Source organism: Xanthomonas sontii (assembly GCF_040529055.1).
Classification (GTDB): domain Bacteria; phylum Pseudomonadota; class Gammaproteobacteria; order Xanthomonadales; family Xanthomonadaceae; genus Xanthomonas_A; species Xanthomonas_A sontii.
Window position 1 is genome coordinate 1281468 of the sequence record NZ_CP132342.1, and the last position, 16033, is coordinate 1297500.

The 16033-nt window shown below is 69.7% G+C and carries 14 protein-coding genes (1 of these 14 running past the window's edge); 7 read left to right on the forward strand and 7 right to left on the reverse strand.

Translation table 11 applies throughout. From position 1 onward, the window contains the following. Positions 1–311: 311 nt before the first annotated feature. The 3 genes from RAB70_RS05555 to radC all read right to left on the reverse strand — a co-directional run bounded on the left by RAB70_RS05555 (position 312) and on the right by radC (position 3743). Entirely contained in the window at positions 312–1145 is an 834-nt protein-coding gene (locus RAB70_RS05555) for an SPOR domain-containing protein (RefSeq protein WP_148827414.1), read from the reverse strand. 15 nt (positions 1146–1160) lie between these two features. Then, complete coding sequence (gene argS / locus RAB70_RS05560) at positions 1161–2849, reverse strand: arginine--tRNA ligase (RefSeq protein ID WP_017907880.1); 1689 nt, start codon at positions 2847–2849, stop codon at positions 1161–1163. Positions 2850–3068: 219 nt separating this feature from the next. Further along, a complete protein-coding gene (radC, locus tag RAB70_RS05565; protein ID WP_017907879.1) occupies positions 3069–3743 on the reverse strand; it encodes a DNA repair protein RadC in 675 nt (224 codons plus the stop codon). A 96-nt stretch (positions 3744–3839) separates the two neighbouring features. Between radC and coaBC the strand changes: the two genes are divergently transcribed. From coaBC to RAB70_RS05580, 3 genes are read left to right on the forward strand one after another with little or no spacing between them, the layout of a single operon-like run. After that, positions 3840–5117, forward strand: a complete 1278-nt coding sequence (gene coaBC, locus RAB70_RS05570; protein WP_192578890.1) for a bifunctional phosphopantothenoylcysteine decarboxylase/phosphopantothenate--cysteine ligase CoaBC — start codon at positions 3840–3842, stop codon at positions 5115–5117. After that, entirely contained in the window at positions 5114–5584 is a 471-nt protein-coding gene (gene dut / locus RAB70_RS05575) for a dUTP diphosphatase (RefSeq protein ID WP_017907877.1), read from the forward strand. Before coaBC ends, dut begins: the two co-directional genes overlap by 4 nt. Positions 5585–5599: 15 nt before the next feature. Next, entirely contained in the window at positions 5600–7936 is a 2337-nt protein-coding gene (locus RAB70_RS05580; protein ID WP_148827410.1) for a phosphomannomutase/phosphoglucomutase, read from the forward strand. A 49-nt stretch (positions 7937–7985) separates the two neighbouring features. On the opposite strand, the gene RAB70_RS05585 is transcribed toward RAB70_RS05580, so the two are convergent. Together RAB70_RS05585 and pyrE are read right to left on the reverse strand one after the other, a co-directional pair. Further along, entirely contained in the window at positions 7986–8657 is a 672-nt protein-coding gene (locus tag RAB70_RS05585; protein ID WP_051067856.1) for a hypothetical protein, read from the reverse strand. A gap of 18 nt (positions 8658–8675) precedes the next feature. Next, positions 8676–9335, reverse strand: coding sequence for an orotate phosphoribosyltransferase (gene pyrE, locus RAB70_RS05590; protein WP_017907592.1), 660 nt, complete (start codon positions 9333–9335; stop codon positions 8676–8678). A gap of 129 nt (positions 9336–9464) precedes the next feature. On the opposite strand from pyrE, the gene RAB70_RS05595 reads away from it, so the two are divergent. The 3 genes from RAB70_RS05595 (at position 9465) to RAB70_RS05605 (ending at position 12007) form a co-directional block, all read left to right on the forward strand. Beyond that, entirely contained in the window at positions 9465–10265 is an 801-nt protein-coding gene (locus RAB70_RS05595) for an exodeoxyribonuclease III (protein ID WP_148827408.1), read from the forward strand. Continuing rightward, positions 10262–11629, forward strand: a complete 1368-nt coding sequence (locus tag RAB70_RS05600; RefSeq protein ID WP_148827406.1) for an AmpG family muropeptide MFS transporter — start codon at positions 10262–10264, stop codon at positions 11627–11629. Before RAB70_RS05595 ends, RAB70_RS05600 begins: the two co-directional genes overlap by 4 nt. A 150-nt stretch (positions 11630–11779) precedes the next feature. Then, positions 11780–12007 carry a hypothetical protein gene (locus RAB70_RS05605; RefSeq protein WP_026143529.1) on the forward strand — a complete coding sequence of 76 codons (228 nt, stop codon included), beginning with the start codon at positions 11780–11782 and terminating at the stop codon, positions 12005–12007. A 15-nt stretch (positions 12008–12022) separates the two neighbouring features. Here RAB70_RS05605 and RAB70_RS05610 read toward each other — a convergent pair whose 3' ends face one another. Beyond that, the gene (locus RAB70_RS05610; protein WP_148827404.1) at positions 12023–13153 is read right to left on the reverse strand and encodes an anhydro-N-acetylmuramic acid kinase; all 1131 of its coding nucleotides are present in this window, start codon (positions 13151–13153) and stop codon (positions 12023–12025) included. A gap of 89 nt (positions 13154–13242) precedes the next feature. Continuing rightward, a complete protein-coding gene (locus RAB70_RS05615; protein WP_148827402.1) occupies positions 13243–14697 on the reverse strand; it encodes a peptidoglycan DD-metalloendopeptidase family protein in 1455 nt (484 codons plus the stop codon). A gap of 168 nt (positions 14698–14865) precedes the next feature. Between RAB70_RS05615 and tyrS the strand changes: the two genes are divergently transcribed. Beyond that, a protein-coding gene (tyrS, locus tag RAB70_RS05620) for a tyrosine--tRNA ligase (RefSeq protein WP_148827400.1) crosses the window boundary here: on the forward strand, positions 14866–16033 show its 5' portion. Its footprint extends 44 nt past the window's final position; the window shows 1168 of its 1212 coding nt (coding positions 1–1168); it begins with the start codon at positions 14866–14868; its stop codon lies beyond the right edge, outside the window.

Consider the following 16033-nt stretch of genomic DNA (forward strand, 5'->3'; position numbering starts at 1 on the left):
TCGCGCGCGTCGACGGCGCGTGTGCCCGCGGGGGAAGTCGGCTTCGATGATCGATGACGCGCCAGCGCGGCGCGACGGCTCGCGGGTCCGAAGCGCCTTCAAGCCTCGTCCCGCAGAACGGGACGTGCTCGCGTCCCCATTCCAGATTCCCTGGCGACTAAGTCTTTTGCGTAGTCGCCGGCAGCACGCTGCCGTGGAACTGCAACACCATATCAAGCCAACGCGGCCCAATGTCAGCAGCGACAACGCTTCCACGCACGTACAGGTGAAAACGGCAAGAAAGCCGCTTCACCCATTCCCCAATCCCGGCTCTACTGCGCCTTGATCGCGATCGCCGACAGCCCGCTGCCGTTCAACTTCTGCTTGGCCTCGGCCAGTTCGCTGGCGGTGCCGTACGGCCCCATGCGCACGCGATAGACGGTCTTGCCGCTGATCTGCGCCGATTCCACGCGCGCCGACAGGCCCAGCATCGCCAGCTTGGCCTTGGTCGACTCGGCATCGCCGGAGGCGCCGAACGAGCCGGCCTGCAGGATGTAGCGCGCGTTGTCGGGCGCGGCCGCCGCCGCGGCAGTCGTCGGTGCGGTGGTTGCGGCCGGCGTTGCCGTGGTGGCCGCCGGTTTGGCGGCGGCGGGGGCGCTGGCGGCCGCGCTCGGCGTCTCCGGCAGCGGGGTCGGGTTGGCCGCCGTCGCGGTCGGTGCGGTGGCGACCGCGGCCGGAGTGGTGCCGGTGGCGGCCGTGCCTGCAGCGGCCTGCGCCTTGGCCTGGCGAATGGCCTCGGCGCGCGCGCTGGCGGCCAGTTCGGCGTCGGACATCTGCACTTCCTTGCCGGGCAGCAGGGTGTAGAAGTCGTACTGGGTCTGCGCGTCCTTCTTCGCTTCCGGCTTGGTGCTGCCGGCCGCGTTGGCGGCGGGCTTGGGCAGGTCCGGGGCCGCATCGACGTCGGCATCTGCCACCGGCGCCGGTTGCGCGTCCGGATTGGCGCGCGGGCCGCCCACGCGCAGGAAGTCGCCGTCCTTCTTGAACAGCCCCGGCGCGCCGAGGAACACCACCGCGGCGATCGCCGCGCCGGCGATCAGCCACACCCACCCGGGCGTGCCGTTGCCGCTGTTGCGCCGGGCCTGGGTCTTACCGCGTCGTGCTGCCATTTACCGCTTCTCCACTCACATTTTTTCCGGGGCCGAGACGCCCAGGAGATTCAGACCGTTCGCCAGCACCTGCTGCGCCGCCACCGCCAGGGTCAGCTTGGCGTTGCGTTCGCCGGCGTCGTCCACCAGCACCGGGGTGCCGTGGTACCAGGTGTGGAAGGCCGTCGCCAGTTCGCGCAGGTATTGCGCGATCAGGTGCGGCTCCAGCGCATGCCCCGCATTCTCCACCACTTCCGGGTAGCGCGAGAGTTCCTGCATCAGTTCCAGCGAGGTCGCGTCGCTGAGCCGGTTCAGTTGCGCCTGGCCATCGGCCTGGTCGTAGTCCAGCTTCTTCTCCTGCGCCTGGCGCAGCAGGCTGCACACCCGGGCATGCGCGTACTGCACGTAGAACACCGGGTTGTCGTTGCTCTGTTGGCGCGCCAGGTCGATGTCGAAGGTGAGCTGGGAATCGGGCTTGCGCGCGATCAGGAACCAGCGCGTGGCGTCGCGGCCGGCTTCCTCGATCAGGTCGCGCAGGGTCAGGTAGCTGCCGGCGCGCTTGGACAGCTTCACTTCCTCGCCGCCGCGCATCACCGTGACCATCTGGTGCAGCACGTACTCCGGCCAACCCTTGGGGATGCCCAGGTCCATCGCCTGCAGGCCGGCACGCACGCGCGCCAGCGAGCCGTGGTGGTCGGCGCCCAGTTCGGTGATGGCGCGCACGTAGCCGCGCTGCCACTTGCTCAGGTGGTAGGCCACGTCCGGCACGAAGTAGGTGTAGCTGCCGTCGGACTTGCGCATCACGCGGTCCTTGTCGTCGCCGAAATCGGTGGATTTCAGCCACAGCGCGCCGCCCTCTTCGTAGGTATGCCCGGAGGTGATCAGCTTCTGCACCGCCTCCTCGACCTTGCCGTCGCGGTACAGCGAGCTTTCCAGGAAGTAGATGTCGAAATCCACGCCGAACGCGGCCAGGTCGTGGTTCTGCTCGTTGCGCAGATAGGCCACGGCGAAGCGGCGGATCGCATCGAGGTCCTGCGGATCCTTGGCGCCGGTGACCACATGGCCTTCCAGGTCGACCGCGGCGCCGGCCATGTAGGCGTCGGCCACGTCCTGGATGTAGTCGCCGCGGTAGCCTTCTTCCGGCCAGTCGGGGCTGTCGGGCGTCTTGCCCAAAGCGCGCGCCTGCACCGAGCGCGCCAGGTTCTCGATCTGGTTGCCGCCGTCGTTGTAGTAGAACTCGCGCTTGGCATTCCAGCCGTTGGCCTCGAGCAGACGCGCCAGGCAGTCGCCGATGGCCGCCGCGCGGCCGTGGCCGACGTGCAGCGGCCCGGTCGGGTTGGCCGAGACGTACTCCACGCCCACGGTGCGGCCGTTGCCGACCAGGCTGCGGCCGTAGTCCTCGCCCTGCTTGAGCACCGCCAGCACCTCGCGCTGGTAGGCGCCGGGACCGAGATGGAAATTGATGAAGCCGGGGCCGGCGATCTCGACCTTGCTGACGTCGTCGTTGGCCGGCAGCGCGTCCACCAGCTGCTGGGCGAGGGCGCGCGGATTGGTGCGCGCGGCCTTGGCCAGCAGCATCGCCGCGTTGGTGGCGAAGTCGCCGTGCTCGCGGGTCTTGGGCCGCTCGACCACGAAGTCCGGCGGCAGGGTGTCGGCCGGCAGGGTGCCATTGGCGCGCAAGGCTTCGATGCCTTGACCGATCAGGGCGCGGAGTTGGGATTTCACGAGATCTCTGCTTGAAGCGCGGAACCGGCGATTTTACCCGACCCGCCGCCTCCCGGCCCGTCCCGGGTTCAGCCCGACCTCAGCCGCGATGCCGCGACGCCGCGACGCCGCGACCAGCATGCGCCTGGGGCCTGGGCCGGCTGACCGCCCGCGTGGCCTGGAGCCGGCCTTGCCGGGATCGGCGTCCGGCGACATGGCACGCCCGGCCGCCGCCTCGGTTCAGGCCCAGCCGCGCGAGGCCATCGAGACAGGTACGCCGTCGCCGACGATGAAGTGGTCGAGCAGGCGCACGTCGATCAGGTCCAGCGCCTGTTTCAGCCGCTCGGTGACGGCGCGGTCGGCGGGCGAGGGTTCCGGGTTTCCGGACGGGTGGTTGTGGCCGATGATCACCGCGGCGGCGTTGAGCGTGAGCGCACGCCGCACCACCTCGCGCGGATGCACCTCGGCGCCGTCCAGCGTGCCCTGGAACAGCTCCTCGAACGCCAGCCAGCGGTGCCGGGTGTCCAGGAACAGCGCGGCGAACACCTCGTACGGCCGCGCCCGCAAGCGTTGCGCGAAGTAGCGGCCGGCGGTGATCGGATTGCTGAGGGTGTCGCCGCGCTGCAGTTCCGCGGCCAGGTGGCGCTGGCCCAGCTCCAGCGCCGCCGACAGCTGGCAGGCGCGCGCCGGGCCCAGCCCGGGCAGGCGTACCAGGTCGCCGGGCGACCGGTCCAGCAGCGTGCGCAACGGCCCGTGCCGCTGCAGCAGGTCGCGCGAGGTGCGCACCGCGTCGCTGCCGGGCAGGCCGGAGCCGAGAAAGATCGCCAGCAGTTCGGCGTCGGAAAGGGCCCGGGGACCGCGTGCCAGCAGCTTTTCCCGGGGACGTTCTTCGCAGGGCCAGTCGGAGATGTGCATATCGCCAGGGTGCCGGCCGACATGGCGCAACGGTATCAGGCCGCCAAAAACCATCGGGTAAGCTAATCGTCCTTGTATGGGTAGGACATTCCCGACGTGACCGCGATTTTCGAGAGGCCCCTTCTGGGGCGACGTGTGCTGTTGTGCGTCGGCGGGGGAATCGCCGCCTACAAGGCGCTGGAATTGGTGCGGCGCCTGCGCGACGCCGGCGCCGAGGTGCAGGTGGCGATGACCGCCGGCGCGCAGCAGTTCGTCACCCCGCTGAGCTTCCAGGCGCTGTCCGGCCATCTCACCCGCACCACGCTGTGGGACAGTGGCGCCGAGCAGGCGATGGGTCACCTGGAACTGGCCCGCTGGGCCGAGCAGGTGGTGGTGGCCCCGGCCACTGCCGACCTGCTGGCGCGCCTGGCGCACGGGCTGGCCGACGATCTGGTGGGCACGCTGTGCCTGGCCAGCACCGCACCGCTCACCGTGTGCCCGGCGATGAACCACCGCATGTGGCTGCACCCGGCCACCCAGGCCAACATCGCCACCCTGCGCGCGCGCGGCGCACAGGTGGTCGGCCCGAACGATGGCCCGCTGGCCGAAGGCGAGTCCGGCCCCGGTCGCCTGGCCGAACCGGAGCAGATCGTCGCCGCGCTCGTTGGGCGCACCGACCAGAACGCCGCGTCGGCCAAGCCGGCCGCGGCCGCCGTCCCGGCGCGTTCCGGCGCTGGCACCGGCACTGCCGCCCTGCGCGGCCTGCGCGTGGTGATCAGTGCCGGCCCCACCTACGAAGACCTGGATCCGGTGCGCTACCTGGGCAACCGCAGCAGCGGCAAGATGGGGTACGCGCTGGCCGCGGCCGCGGTCCGGCAAGGCGCCGAGGTGGTGCTGGTCAGCGGCCCGGTGCATTTGTCTACGCCCGACGGCGTGCAGCGCATCGATGTGCGCTCGGCCGCGCAGATGCGCGAGGCGGTGCTCGGCGCGCTGCCGGCGGACATCTACATCGGCACCGCGGCGGTCGCCGATTACACGCCAAAACAGGTGGCGGCGCAGAAGATCAAGAAGAGCGGCGAGACGCTCACCCTCGAACTGACCCGCACTCCGGACATCCTGGCCGAGGTCGCCGCGCAGACCCAGGCGCTGAAGCTGGTGGTCGGCTTCGCCGCCGAGACCCACGACATCGAGCGCTATGCCCGTGGCAAACTCGCCGACAAGCACCTGGACCTGATCGTGGCCAACCGGGTGGGGGTGGCCGGCAACGGCTTCGAGAGCGACCAGAACGCGGCCACCGCCTATTGGCAGGATGGCGAACGCGACTTCCCGGCGGTCTCCAAGACGCAGCTGGCCGAACAACTGCTGGACCTGATCGCGCAGAGGCTGCACGCATGAGCACTCCCACGCCCTATCCGCTGCAGGTGAAGCTGCTGGATCCGCGCTTCGGCGACAGCTGGCCGCTGCCCGACTACGCCACCGAAGCCAGCGCCGGGCTCGACCTGCGCGCGGCCACCGAGGCGCCGCTGACCCTGGCGCCGGGCGACACCGCGCTGATCCCCAGCGGCCTGTCCATCTACATCGCCGATCCGCAGCTGTGCGCGGTGGTGCTGCCGCGCTCGGGCCTGGGCCACCGCCACGGCATCGTGCTCGGCAACGGCACCGGCCTGATCGACGCCGATTACCAGGGGCCGCTGCTGATCAGCGTCTGGAACCGCGGCCGCGAGGACTTCACCATCGCCCCCGGCGACCGCATCGCGCAGCTGGTGGTGATGCCGGTCGTGCGTGTCGCCCTGCAGGTGGTGGATACTTTCGCCGACAGCGCCAGGGGAACGGGTGGATTCGGCCATACCGGAGTGCGCTGACAGGGGATCGTCTGCATGAGCGAGGCAACACAAGCGCGGCCGGTGCCGCAGGGTTTGCGCAAGGTGGCGCCTCTGCTGACGGTGCTGCTGGTGCTGTTGGTGGTCTGGTTCGGCTGGAGCGGGGTCGAGCAATGGCGCGCCGAGCAGGCCGCCGCCACCCTGGAGCAGGCGCGCGATGCCGCGGTGACGCAGACCCAGCAGGCGCTGGCGGGCGTGGGCAAACGCCTGTCCGAACGCCTGCAGCAGCCGGCCGTGCAGGCGGCCCTGCGCCGCGGCGACGCCGCGGCCGCCGCCCAGGCGCTGCGTGCGGACTGGGCGCAGGCCGAGGACGCGCAGGTGCTGCCGGCCGACCTGGAGCCGGGCTACACCGATGCGGCGCACTTCGGCTACGGCCGCCTGGCGCTGCTGGAGAAGGCCCTGATGACCGGCAAGCTCGCCAGCGCGGTGATCCGCGACGGCGGCGGCCCGCGGCTGGGCCTGGCCGCGCCGGTCTCGCTGGGCGGCAACGCCGGGGTGGTGTATCTGCGCCTGCCACTGGCGCTGCTGACCGACCCGGTTGCGCAGGCATCGGTGCCGGGCACCGGCTATCTGGCCCTGCGCCAGGGCGGCTACGACGTGATCGCCGCCGGCGACAATGCGCTGCACGATCGCGCCGACGCGATGTCGCGCCCGGTCGGCGACAGCGGCCTGCGCATGGTCGCCTCGCTGCCGGATACCGAAGCCGGTCCGCTGGGGCTGGGCGCACTGCCCTGCCTGCTGGTCGCCGCCCTGTGCCTGGTGCTGGGCGCGCTGTTGTTGCTGGCCGCGCGCGGGCGCCTGCCGCAGCCGCGGGTGCGCCGCGCCGGCCCGGCGGTGGCCGAAGAACACACCCTGCAGCAGAGCCTGCAACGCCAGGAGCCGCCCCCGCCGCCTTCGTCCACCGCCGAGGAAACCGCGCCGGCCAAGCCGGTGCCGGCGTTCACGGTGGCGCCGGAGATCTTCCGCGCCTACGACATCCGCGGCGTGGTCGGCCGCGACCTCAGCCCGCAGGTCGCCGCGCTGATCGGCCAGGCGATCGGCGCGGTGATGCAGGAGCAGGGGCTCAACGAGGTGGTGGTCGGCCGCGATGGCCGCCTGTCCGGGCCGGAGCTGTCGGCCGCACTGATCGAAGGCCTGCGCCGCGCCGGCTGCCATGTCACCGACATCGGCCTGGCGCCGACCCCGGTGGTTTACTTCGCCGCCTACCACCTGCGCGCCGGCAGCTGCGTGGCGGTGACCGGCAGCCACAACCCCGCCGACTACAACGGCTTCAAGATCGTGGTCGGCGGCGAGACCCTGTCCGGCGCCGCCATCGCCGACCTGTACACGCGGATCAGCGCCGGCCGCCTGCCCACGGCCGAGGAGCCGGGCCGGCTCCAGCAGCGCGATGTCGGCGACGACTACATCCAGCGCATCGCCGACGACGTGCAGCTGGACCGCCCGCTCAAGGTGGTGGCCGATGCCGGCAACGGCGTCGGTGGCGAACTGGCGCCGCGCCTGCTGGAAGCGATCGGTGCCGAGGTCGTGCCGCTGTATTGCGACGTCGACGGCACCTTCCCCAACCACCATCCCGATCCCAGCGAGCCGCACAACCTCGAGGATCTGGTGCAGACGGTGCGGCGCTTCGACGCCGATCTCGGCGTGGCCTTCGACGGCGACGCCGACCGCCTCGGCGTGGTCACCAAGGAAGGCACGGTGATCTACCCGGACCGCCTGCTGATGCTGTTCGCCGCCGACGTGCTGCAACGCAATCCCGGCGCGCTGGTGATCTACGACGTCAAGTGCACCGGCAAGCTATCCGACTACGTGCTGCGCAACGGCGGCAGCCCGCTGGTGTGGAAGACCGGGCATTCGCTGATCAAGGCGAAGATGCGCGAGACCGACGCCGAACTGGCCGGCGAGATGAGCGGCCACTTCTTCTTCAAGGAGCGCTGGTACGGCTTCGACGACGGCCTGTACGCGGCGGCGCGATTGCTGGAGATCCTGGCCCAGCGCGAGGAATCGCCGTCGGAAGTGCTGGCCGAACTGCCCGACAGCGTGGCCTCGCCGGAGATCAAGCTGCCGGTGGACGGGCAGGACGCGCATGCGCTGGTCGCCGAGCTGGTCGCCCAGGCGCAGCAGGAGGGCTCGCCGTTCGCCGGCGCGCGGCTGCTGACCATCGACGGGCTGCGCGCCGACTTCCCGGATGGCTGGGGCCTGGTGCGCGCCTCCAACACCACGCCGGTGCTGGTGCTGCGCTTCGAAGCCGACAACGCGGCGGCGCTGGAGCGGATCAAGGCGCTGTTCCGCGCACAGCTGCAGGCCGTGCTGCCGGGCCTGGCGCCGACCTTCTGAGGCGGCGTCGCGCGTCCGGCCTGGTCCGGGCGCCGGGGTGTGCGACGGCTCAGCCGCCGGCGGTGGTCGCGGACTGTGCCGGGCCGTTGCCCCGGGCCGCGCGATAGCGCTGCAGCACGTCCTCGATTTCCTGATCCAGGCCGAGCCGCTGCTGTTCGAAGTTCTTCTGCATGCGCAGTTGCCACAGCAGGGCGCGGTGCCGCTGCTGCACGTCGTCGGCGGTCTTGGCCGGCACGCTCTGCCCGGCCAGTTCGCGCGCGCCGGCGCCGGACAGCAGGCCGATCAGGCCCTGGCGCAGGCTCTCCACGTTGTAGCGCGCGGTCTGGATGTTGTTGTCGACGATGCCGATGCGCTCGGCGAACACCCGGCGCAGTTCGTCCTCGGTCTGGTACGACAGCAGCATCGCCTGGTCGGTGCGCTTGCGCGTCTCCAGCGCGGCCTGGTCGGCGCGCTGCTGCGCGGCGTCGGCGGCGGCAGCGGCGCGTTCCTCGGCATTGAGCGCACGCCCCACCTCGGCGCTGCGCATGCCGCTGGTGGCGTTGAACTCGTCGCGTGCCTGGTTCACCGCTTCCGGCGGCAACGCATCGCTGCAGGTACGTTGGCCGCCCTGGTTCCAGCAGTACAGCTTCTTGGACGGCGCCGACGCCTGTTGCGCGGCGGCCGGCAAGGCGAGCAGCGCCAGCAGCGCCGGCAGGACGCGAGTGCGTGGTCGGATCGGCATCGTGGCAGCCCCCTGCTGTCAGCCAGACGAAGCGCAGCCGTAGCGGGCCCGGTAGGCCAGCAGCGGTTCGCGGAAGCCGACAAGGTCTGCGTTTCCGTCGATGAATGCAAGCAGGTCGCCCAGATGCGCGACCGAGACCACAGGAACGCCGGCCTCGGCGGCCACCGCCTGCGCCGCCGAGCGGCGGTCGTCCTCGGCGGCGATCTCCTGGCGGTCCAGCGCGACCAGGATCGCGGCCGGTTCGCCGCCGGCGGCGCGGATGATGCCCAGCGCCTCGCGGATCGCGGTGCCGGCGGTGATCACGTCGTCCACGATCAGCACCCGGCGGCCGGCCAGCGGCGCGCCGATCAGGCTGCCGCCTTCGCCGTGCGCCTTGGCTTCCTTGCGGTTGAACGCCAGCGGCAAATCGCGCCCGCGCCGCGCGTACTCGCAGGCCACCGCCGTCGCCAGCGGAATGCCCTTGTAGGCCGGGCCGAACAGCAGATCGAAGTCGAGCCCGGCGGCGTCGGCCGCATCGGCGTAGCACGCCGCCAGCCGCGCCATGCTGGCGCCGGAGTCGAAGCGCCCGGCGTTGAAGAAATACGGACTGAGGCGCCCGGACTTCAGCGTGAACTCGCCGAAGCGCAGCGCCTCCACGTCCAGGGCCAGTTGCAGGAAACGGTGCCGGTAGTCGGTCATTGGGGGGCCGGGAATGGGGAAACGGGAATAGGGAATCGATAAAGCGTACCCCAGCAGGACCGCGAAGACGGAACAACCGCTATGCTTTTCACCATTCCCTATTCCCCTTTCCCCATTCCCGGCTCTTCCATGCGCATCATCAGCTTCAACGCCAACGGCCTGCGGTCGGCCGCCACCAAGGGCTTTTTCGAGTGGTTCGCCACCCAGCAGGCGGATGTGCTGTGCGTGCAGGAGACCAAGGCGCAGGAGCATCAGCTGGCCGGGCCGGCGTTCCTGCCGGACGGCTACCGGGTCTGGTTCCGCGACGCCAGTACCAAGAAGGGCTACAGCGGCGTGGCCATCTACAGCAAGCGCGAGCCGGACGAGGTGCGGACCGCGCTGGGCTGGCCCGAGTTCGACGAGGAGGGCCGCTACATCGAGGCGCGCTTCGGCAACCTGAGCGTGGTGTCCTTCTACATTCCTTCCGGGTCCTCCGGCGAACTGCGCCAGGGCTACAAGTTCCAGGTCATGGACTGGCTGCGGCCGATCCTGGTGGAGTGGCTGCACAGCGGCCGCGACTATGTGCTGTGCGGCGACTGGAACATCGTGCGCTCGGCGCTGGACATCAAGAACTGGAAGTCGAACCAGAAGAACTCCGGCTGCCTGCCGGCCGAGCGCGACTGGCTCAACGGCCTGTGCGCCGACAGTGCCGACGAGGCCGATGCGGCCAGCGGCCGCGGCTGGGTCGACGCCTACCGCGCGCTGCATCCGGATGGCCAGGACTACACCTGGTGGAGCAACCGCGGCGCGGCGCGCGCCAACGACGTCGGTTGGCGCATCGACTACCAGTTCGTCACCCCGACCCTGCGCGAGCGCCTGCAGGGCTGTTCGATCTATACCGCGCAGCGCTTCTCCGACCACGCGCCGTTCACGGTGGACTACCGCACGTGATCGGCGCACTGGGCGCTTGGTGGCGGTCGCTGGACGTATACGCCAACCCGCGGGTGCGGGCGATGCTGTTTCTGGGATTTTCCTCGGGGCTGCCGTTCGCATTGGTGCTGACCACGCTGTCGGCGCGTCTGCGCCAGGCCGGCATCGACCGGACCACCATCGGCTACTTCAGTCTGGTCGGGCTGGCGTACTCGTTGAAGTACTTCTGGTCGCCGATCGTGGACCGTCTGCCGATCCCGGTTCTCTCGCGACTTGGTCGGCGGCGTAGCTGGATGCTGGTTGCACAGATCGGCGTCGTTGCCGGCCTGGTCGCACTCGCGCTGGCCAATCCCGCGCTGGACGCGCGCGCGGTGGCATTGCTTGCCGTCTGCACTGCTTTCGCCGCGGCAACCCAGGACATTGTCGTGGACGCCTATCGAATCGAGGCGGCTCAGGCCGATACGCAAGGCGCGATGGTCGCCGCCTATCAGGCTGGCTACCAGTTGGCGCTGATCTGTACCGGCGCCGGTGCCCTGACCTTGGCGGCAGAACTGGGCTGGAAGGCGTCCTACCTGATCATGGCGGTCTGCGGATTGGTCGGTCTTGTCACGACGCTCTGCATTGCCGAACCCATGACGGGCACCAGCGGTCCAATACGTCCGGTCGAACCCATGGTGGAGGCGTTCCGCACGCGCGCGCAGCGTTGGCCGGCGTGGATCAGAGCGACGGTTGCTTGGTGCATCGGTGCCGTGATCTGCCCGTTCGTCGACTTCTTCGCGCGGATGGGCTGGAAGGTGGGCATCTTGTCCCTTTCCCTGGTGATCACCTACCGACTCAACTACACCACGATGGGCGTTGCGGCCAATACGTTCTATCTGGACATGGGGTTTACGCTGGAACAGATCGCATTGGTCTCCAAGGTCTATGGGATCCTCATGACGATCGTCGGCGCTTTTCTGGCAGGCATCCTGGTCCGTCGTTACGGCATAGCGCGGACGTTGCTGATCGGATTGGTCCTGCTTAGTGGCGCCAACCTGATCTACGCGCATATCGCCAGCATCCACCCCGGGATCGCCTGGCTGGCGACTGCGATCAGCGCCGACAACGTGGCCAACGGTATCGCCGGGACCGCCTTCATCGCTTACATGTCATCGCTGACCAGTCCGAACTACACGGCGACGCAATACGCTCTGTTCGGAACCCTGTGGAGCCTTCCCGCCAAGTCGATCGCCAGTCAATGGGGCAAGATCGTGGACGCCTGGGGCTATCCTCCGTTCTTTGTCTATACCGCTGCGATTGGCATCCTTGCGTTACCGATGATCATCTGGCTCATCTGGCGTGAGCCACGAATGAGGGAAGAGGAGGGCGTGCAGAAAACACCCTGATCGCTGGGTTTCTCGGCCATAGCAGCTCGTGTATACGAGGCACGTATCCGCAATTGCCTCACAGCCATTGCCGTCCAGCGATTGAAAGGCCGTCCCCGGACGGGGATGATGGGCAACGGCGCACGCGTGCGCCGCCGCCCGGGAGTCCGCATGAGCGACCTTGTGTTGCGCGATATCGACCCGTTCCTGCTCGAACGCATCCGCCGCATCGCCGTTGCGCGCGGCTGGACCCAGCGCCAGGCGGTGCTGGCGCTGATCGAGCAGGGCCTGTTCTCCAGCGAGCACGACGTGCGCAGCGGGTTCGAGCACCGCGAGGTGGATGCGCTCTCGGAGGCGATCGCGGCCTTGCGCGCGCTGCCGGCCGGCAGCGGTTTCTGAATCCCGACGCCTCGCTTACGCGGGGTGGATCGCGCCGAGGATGCGCGGCCCGCGCGCGCCGCTGACCGACGGCAGGTTGCCCGGCAGCCCGGCCAGGGTCTGTCGCGCCAGCCAGGCGAAGCCCATCGCTTCGATGTAGTCCGGGTCCAGGCCCTGCGCCTGGGTCGAGTGCACCTGCACCCCCGGCAAGCGCGCCTGCAGCCGCGCCAGCAACAGCGGGTTGTGCACGCCGCCGCCGCACACCAGCAACTGCCGGGTCGCCGGCTGCTGCGCCAGCAGCGCATCGGCGATGGTGGCCGCGGTCAGTTCCAGCAGCGTCGCCTGCACCGCGGCCGGCGTGGGCGCCGGGGTGTCCAGGCAGGCCTCCAGCCAGCGCAGGTGGAACTGCTCGCGCCCGGTGCTCTTGGGCGGCGGCAGCGCGAACCACGGATCGGCCAGCAGGCGCTGCAACAGGTCGGCGTCGACCGCGCCGCTGGCGGCGAACGCGCCGCCCGCATCGTAGGGCTGGCCGCGATGGCGCTGGCACCAGGCATCGAGCAGCGCGTTGGCCGGGCCGGTGTCGAAGCCGCGCACCGCGCCGTGCGCCGGCAGCAAGGTTAGGTTGCCGATGCCGCCGAGGTTGAGCACGGCCCGGTCCTCGTGCGCCGTCCCCAGCATCGCCGCATGGAAGGCCGGCATCAGTGGTGCGCCATGGCCGCCGGCGGCGACGTCGCGGCGGCGGAAGTCGCAGACCGTGGCGATGCCGGTCAGTTCGGCGATGCGGTTGCCGTCGCCGAGCTGCCAGGTGAAGGCGGGGTCGGCCAGCGGGCGGTGGCGCACGGTCTGCCCGTGCGACCCGATCGCGCGGACCGCGGCCGGCGCCACCCCGGCGTCGTCGAGCAGGCGCAGCGCCGCCTCGGCGAAGGCGATCGCGACCTCTGCATCAAGCTGGCCCAGCGCGTCCAGCGAGGCGATGTCGCCGCCTTCGCCCAGCGCGATCAGCGCCGCGCGCTGCTGCGGCGCCCACGCATAGGTGCGCCCCAGCTGCAGCTGCGGGTTGCCGTCGTGGTCGAAGCGCACCAGCGCGGCATCGATGCCGTCGGCGCTGGTGCCGGACATCAGGCCCAGGAACAGGGCGTCGTCGGGAACGGCGGAAGGCGAGGGCATGCAAGACACCAGGCGGCGGTCGGCGCCGCAGCGTGGGCCAGGCGCCGCCGCCCGTCAATGCGCGGCGCGGCGGAACCGGCTGCCGGTGCTCAGCCGGCGTCGTGCGAGGCGGCGGCCTTGGACGAGGCGACGACCTTCTTCTTCTTCGCGTCCGGCTCGCCGGCATCGGCGTAGATCAGCTTCTCCACGCGCTGGATGCGCGCCAGCGCCGGCGAGGTCTGCGCACGGAACGCGGCCAGTTCGGCGCCGGCCAGCGGGGTCGGCGGCGGCATCGTCACCGAGGCCGGATTGCGCTGCACCCCGTCCACGCGGAATTCGTAGTGCAGGTGCGGACCGGTGGCCATGCCGGTCATGCCGACGTAGCCGATCACCGTGCCCTGGTTGATGCGCTGGCCGGCCTTGATCCCGCCGAAGCGCGACATGTGCCCGTACAGCGTGCTGTAGCCCTTGCCGTGATCCAGGATCACCACGTTGCCGTAGCCGCGCTGGGTGCCGACGAACTGTACCCGCGCATCGCCGGCGGCCATGATCGGGGTGCCGGTCGGCGCCGCGTAGTCGATGCCCTTGTGCATGCGCATGGTGCCCAGCACCGGGTGCTTGCGCGCGCCGAAAGTGGAGCTGATGCGGCTGTAGGACACCGGCATGCGGATGAAGCTCTTCTTCAGCGGCCGCCCGGTCACGTCGAAGTACTCGGCCGGCTTGCCGCCGCGCTCGAAGCGGAAGCCGCTGTAGGTCTTGCCGCGGGTGGTGAAGGTCGCCGCCAGGATCTTGCTGGTGTCGATGCGCTCGCCTTCGCGCCAGGTCTCGTCCATGACCACGCTGAAGCGGTCGCCCGGCTGCAGGTCCTTGTCGAAGTCGATGTCGTACTTGAAGATCTCGTCGGTCATCGTCGCGATCGCCGACGGCGACAGCCCGGCCTTGCGTGCGGCCACGTACAGCGAGCTGGTGATCTCGCCGCTGGTGACCACGGTGCGCGTGCTGGTCTCGCGCTCGATCACCTTTTCCTTGATGTCGTCGTCCAGCAGCGACAGTTCCACCCGGTGGGTGGCATCGCGGTCGAAGCGCAGGGCGCGTAGATCGCCCGTCGTCGCCAGGTCGAAGCCGATCTCGGCGCCCGGGCGCAGCTTGGTCAGCGCGTCGTGGGTGCCCGGATGGTCCAGCACCCGTTGCATCACCGTGGCGGGGAGGCCGAGCTTTTCGAACACCGAGCCCAGGGTCTGTCCGGATTCGATCCGCACCACCTGCCAGTTGTCGGTGATCGCAGCCTGCTGTTGCTGGGCAAGCGAGATCGGCGGCAACGGCAGCGCCAGCGTCGCCTGCGTGGTCTGCAGCGGCACGTCGATGGCGTTGGAAAAGCCCGGGACGATCGTGGCGACCATCGCGCCGATGGTGGCGAACAGGCTGGCGTGGATCCAGTGGCGGCGCGTCCAGCGGCCGGCGGGAAGATGTTCCTTCAACTTGCGATGCAGCGCAGTGTCGTGGAGAACGTGAAGGCGTTGCTGGAACCGCTGCCGGCGCGCGCGTTCCTGATCACTGTTGGGCATCAAGGCTTCCTCACGAGCCCGAAGCGCGAGCTCAAAACTCGGCTACCATAAACATCGTTCCACAGCGCGTCAAACCATTGAGCCGGCTCGAATTTTCACCTGGCTGCACGGTTAACTCGCTCTTAACGCCATTCACGTTTGTTGAAGTCACTCGCCGGAGTTCCTGTTTTGTTCACGATCGAAGAGTCCCTTGTCCTGATCGGCCGCGGTGCCGACGAAATCCTCAAGCGTGAAGAACTGGAGGCCCGCCTGCGCAGCGGCCGCCCGCTGCGGATCAAGGCCGGCTTCGATCCCACCGCGCCGGACCTGCACATCGGTCACACCGTGCTGTTGAACAAGATGCGCCAGTTCCAGGACCTGGGACACCAGGCGATCTTCCTGATCGGCGACTTCACCGGGATGATCGGCGACCCCACCGGCAAGAACGTCACCCGCAAGCCGCTGACCCGCGAGGACGTGCTGGCCAACGCCCGCACCTACGAGGAGCAGGTGTTCAAGGTGCTGGATCGCACGCGCACCGAGGTCCGCTTCAACTCCGAATGGTTCGGGCAGATGAGCGCGGCCGACATGATCCGCCTGGCCGGCCAGCACACCGTGGCGCGCATGCTCGAGCGCGACGACTTCGCCAAGCGCTACGCCGCGCAGCAGTCCATCGCCATCCACGAGTTCCTGTACCCGCTGGTGCAGGGCTACGACTCGGTGGCGCTGAAGGCCGACGTCGAACTGGGCGGCACCGACCAGAAGTTCAACCTGCTGATGGGCCGCGGCCTGCAGGAGCACTACGGGCAGCCGGCGCAGATCGTGCTGACGATGCCGTTGCTGGAGGGCCTGGACGGGGTCAACAAGATGTCCAAGTCGCTGGGCAACTACATCGGCATCAGCGAGCCGGCGATCGACATCGTCACCAAGACCATGAAGATCGGCGACGAGCTGATGTGGCGCTGGATCGAACTGCTGTCCTTCGATATCGGCGTGAACGAAGCGCAGGCGCTGCAGCAGCAAGTGCAGGCCGGCAGCCTGCATCCGCGCGAGGTGAAGCTGCGCCTGGCGCGCGAACTCACCACCCGTTTCCACGATGCCGCCGCCGCCGAACAGGCCATCGTCGGCTGGCATGCCGTGGTGACCGGGCAGGGCGACACCAGCGCCTTGCCGCTGCAGCAGGTCGCCGTGCCGGCGGAAGGGCTGCGGATCGCCGCATTGCTGACCGCCGCGGGCCTGACCGCCAGCAATTCCGAGGCCACTCGCAAGCTGAAGGAGCGGGCGGTGCGCGTGGCTGGCGAGGTGGTCGAGGATCCGCAGCAGAGCTTCGCGCCTGGCTTCGAGGGCGTCCTGCAGG

Coding starts and splice junctions, on each gene's coding strand:
- pyrE (WP_017907592.1), bottom strand. CDS start 9,335: ATGACCGACTACCGGCACCGTTTCCTGCAACTGGCCCTGGACGTGGAG.
- RAB70_RS05615 (WP_148827402.1), bottom strand. CDS start 14,697: ATGCCCAACAGTGATCAGGAACGCGCGCGCCGGCAGCGGTTCCAGCAA.
- RAB70_RS05595 (WP_148827408.1), top strand. CDS start 9,465: ATGCGCATCATCAGCTTCAACGCCAACGGCCTGCGGTCGGCCGCCACC.
- RAB70_RS05610 (WP_148827404.1), bottom strand. CDS start 13,153: ATGCCCTCGCCTTCCGCCGTTCCCGACGACGCCCTGTTCCTGGGCCTG.
- dut (WP_017907877.1), top strand. CDS start 5,114: ATGAGCACTCCCACGCCCTATCCGCTGCAGGTGAAGCTGCTGGATCCG.
- RAB70_RS05605 (WP_026143529.1), top strand. CDS start 11,780: ATGAGCGACCTTGTGTTGCGCGATATCGACCCGTTCCTGCTCGAACGC.
- RAB70_RS05580 (WP_148827410.1), top strand. CDS start 5,600: ATGAGCGAGGCAACACAAGCGCGGCCGGTGCCGCAGGGTTTGCGCAAG.
- radC (WP_017907879.1), bottom strand. CDS start 3,743: ATGCACATCTCCGACTGGCCCTGCGAAGAACGTCCCCGGGAAAAGCTG.
- RAB70_RS05555 (WP_148827414.1), bottom strand. CDS start 1,145: ATGGCAGCACGACGCGGTAAGACCCAGGCCCGGCGCAACAGCGGCAAC.
- RAB70_RS05585 (WP_051067856.1), bottom strand. CDS start 8,657: ATGCCGATCCGACCACGCACTCGCGTCCTGCCGGCGCTGCTGGCGCTG.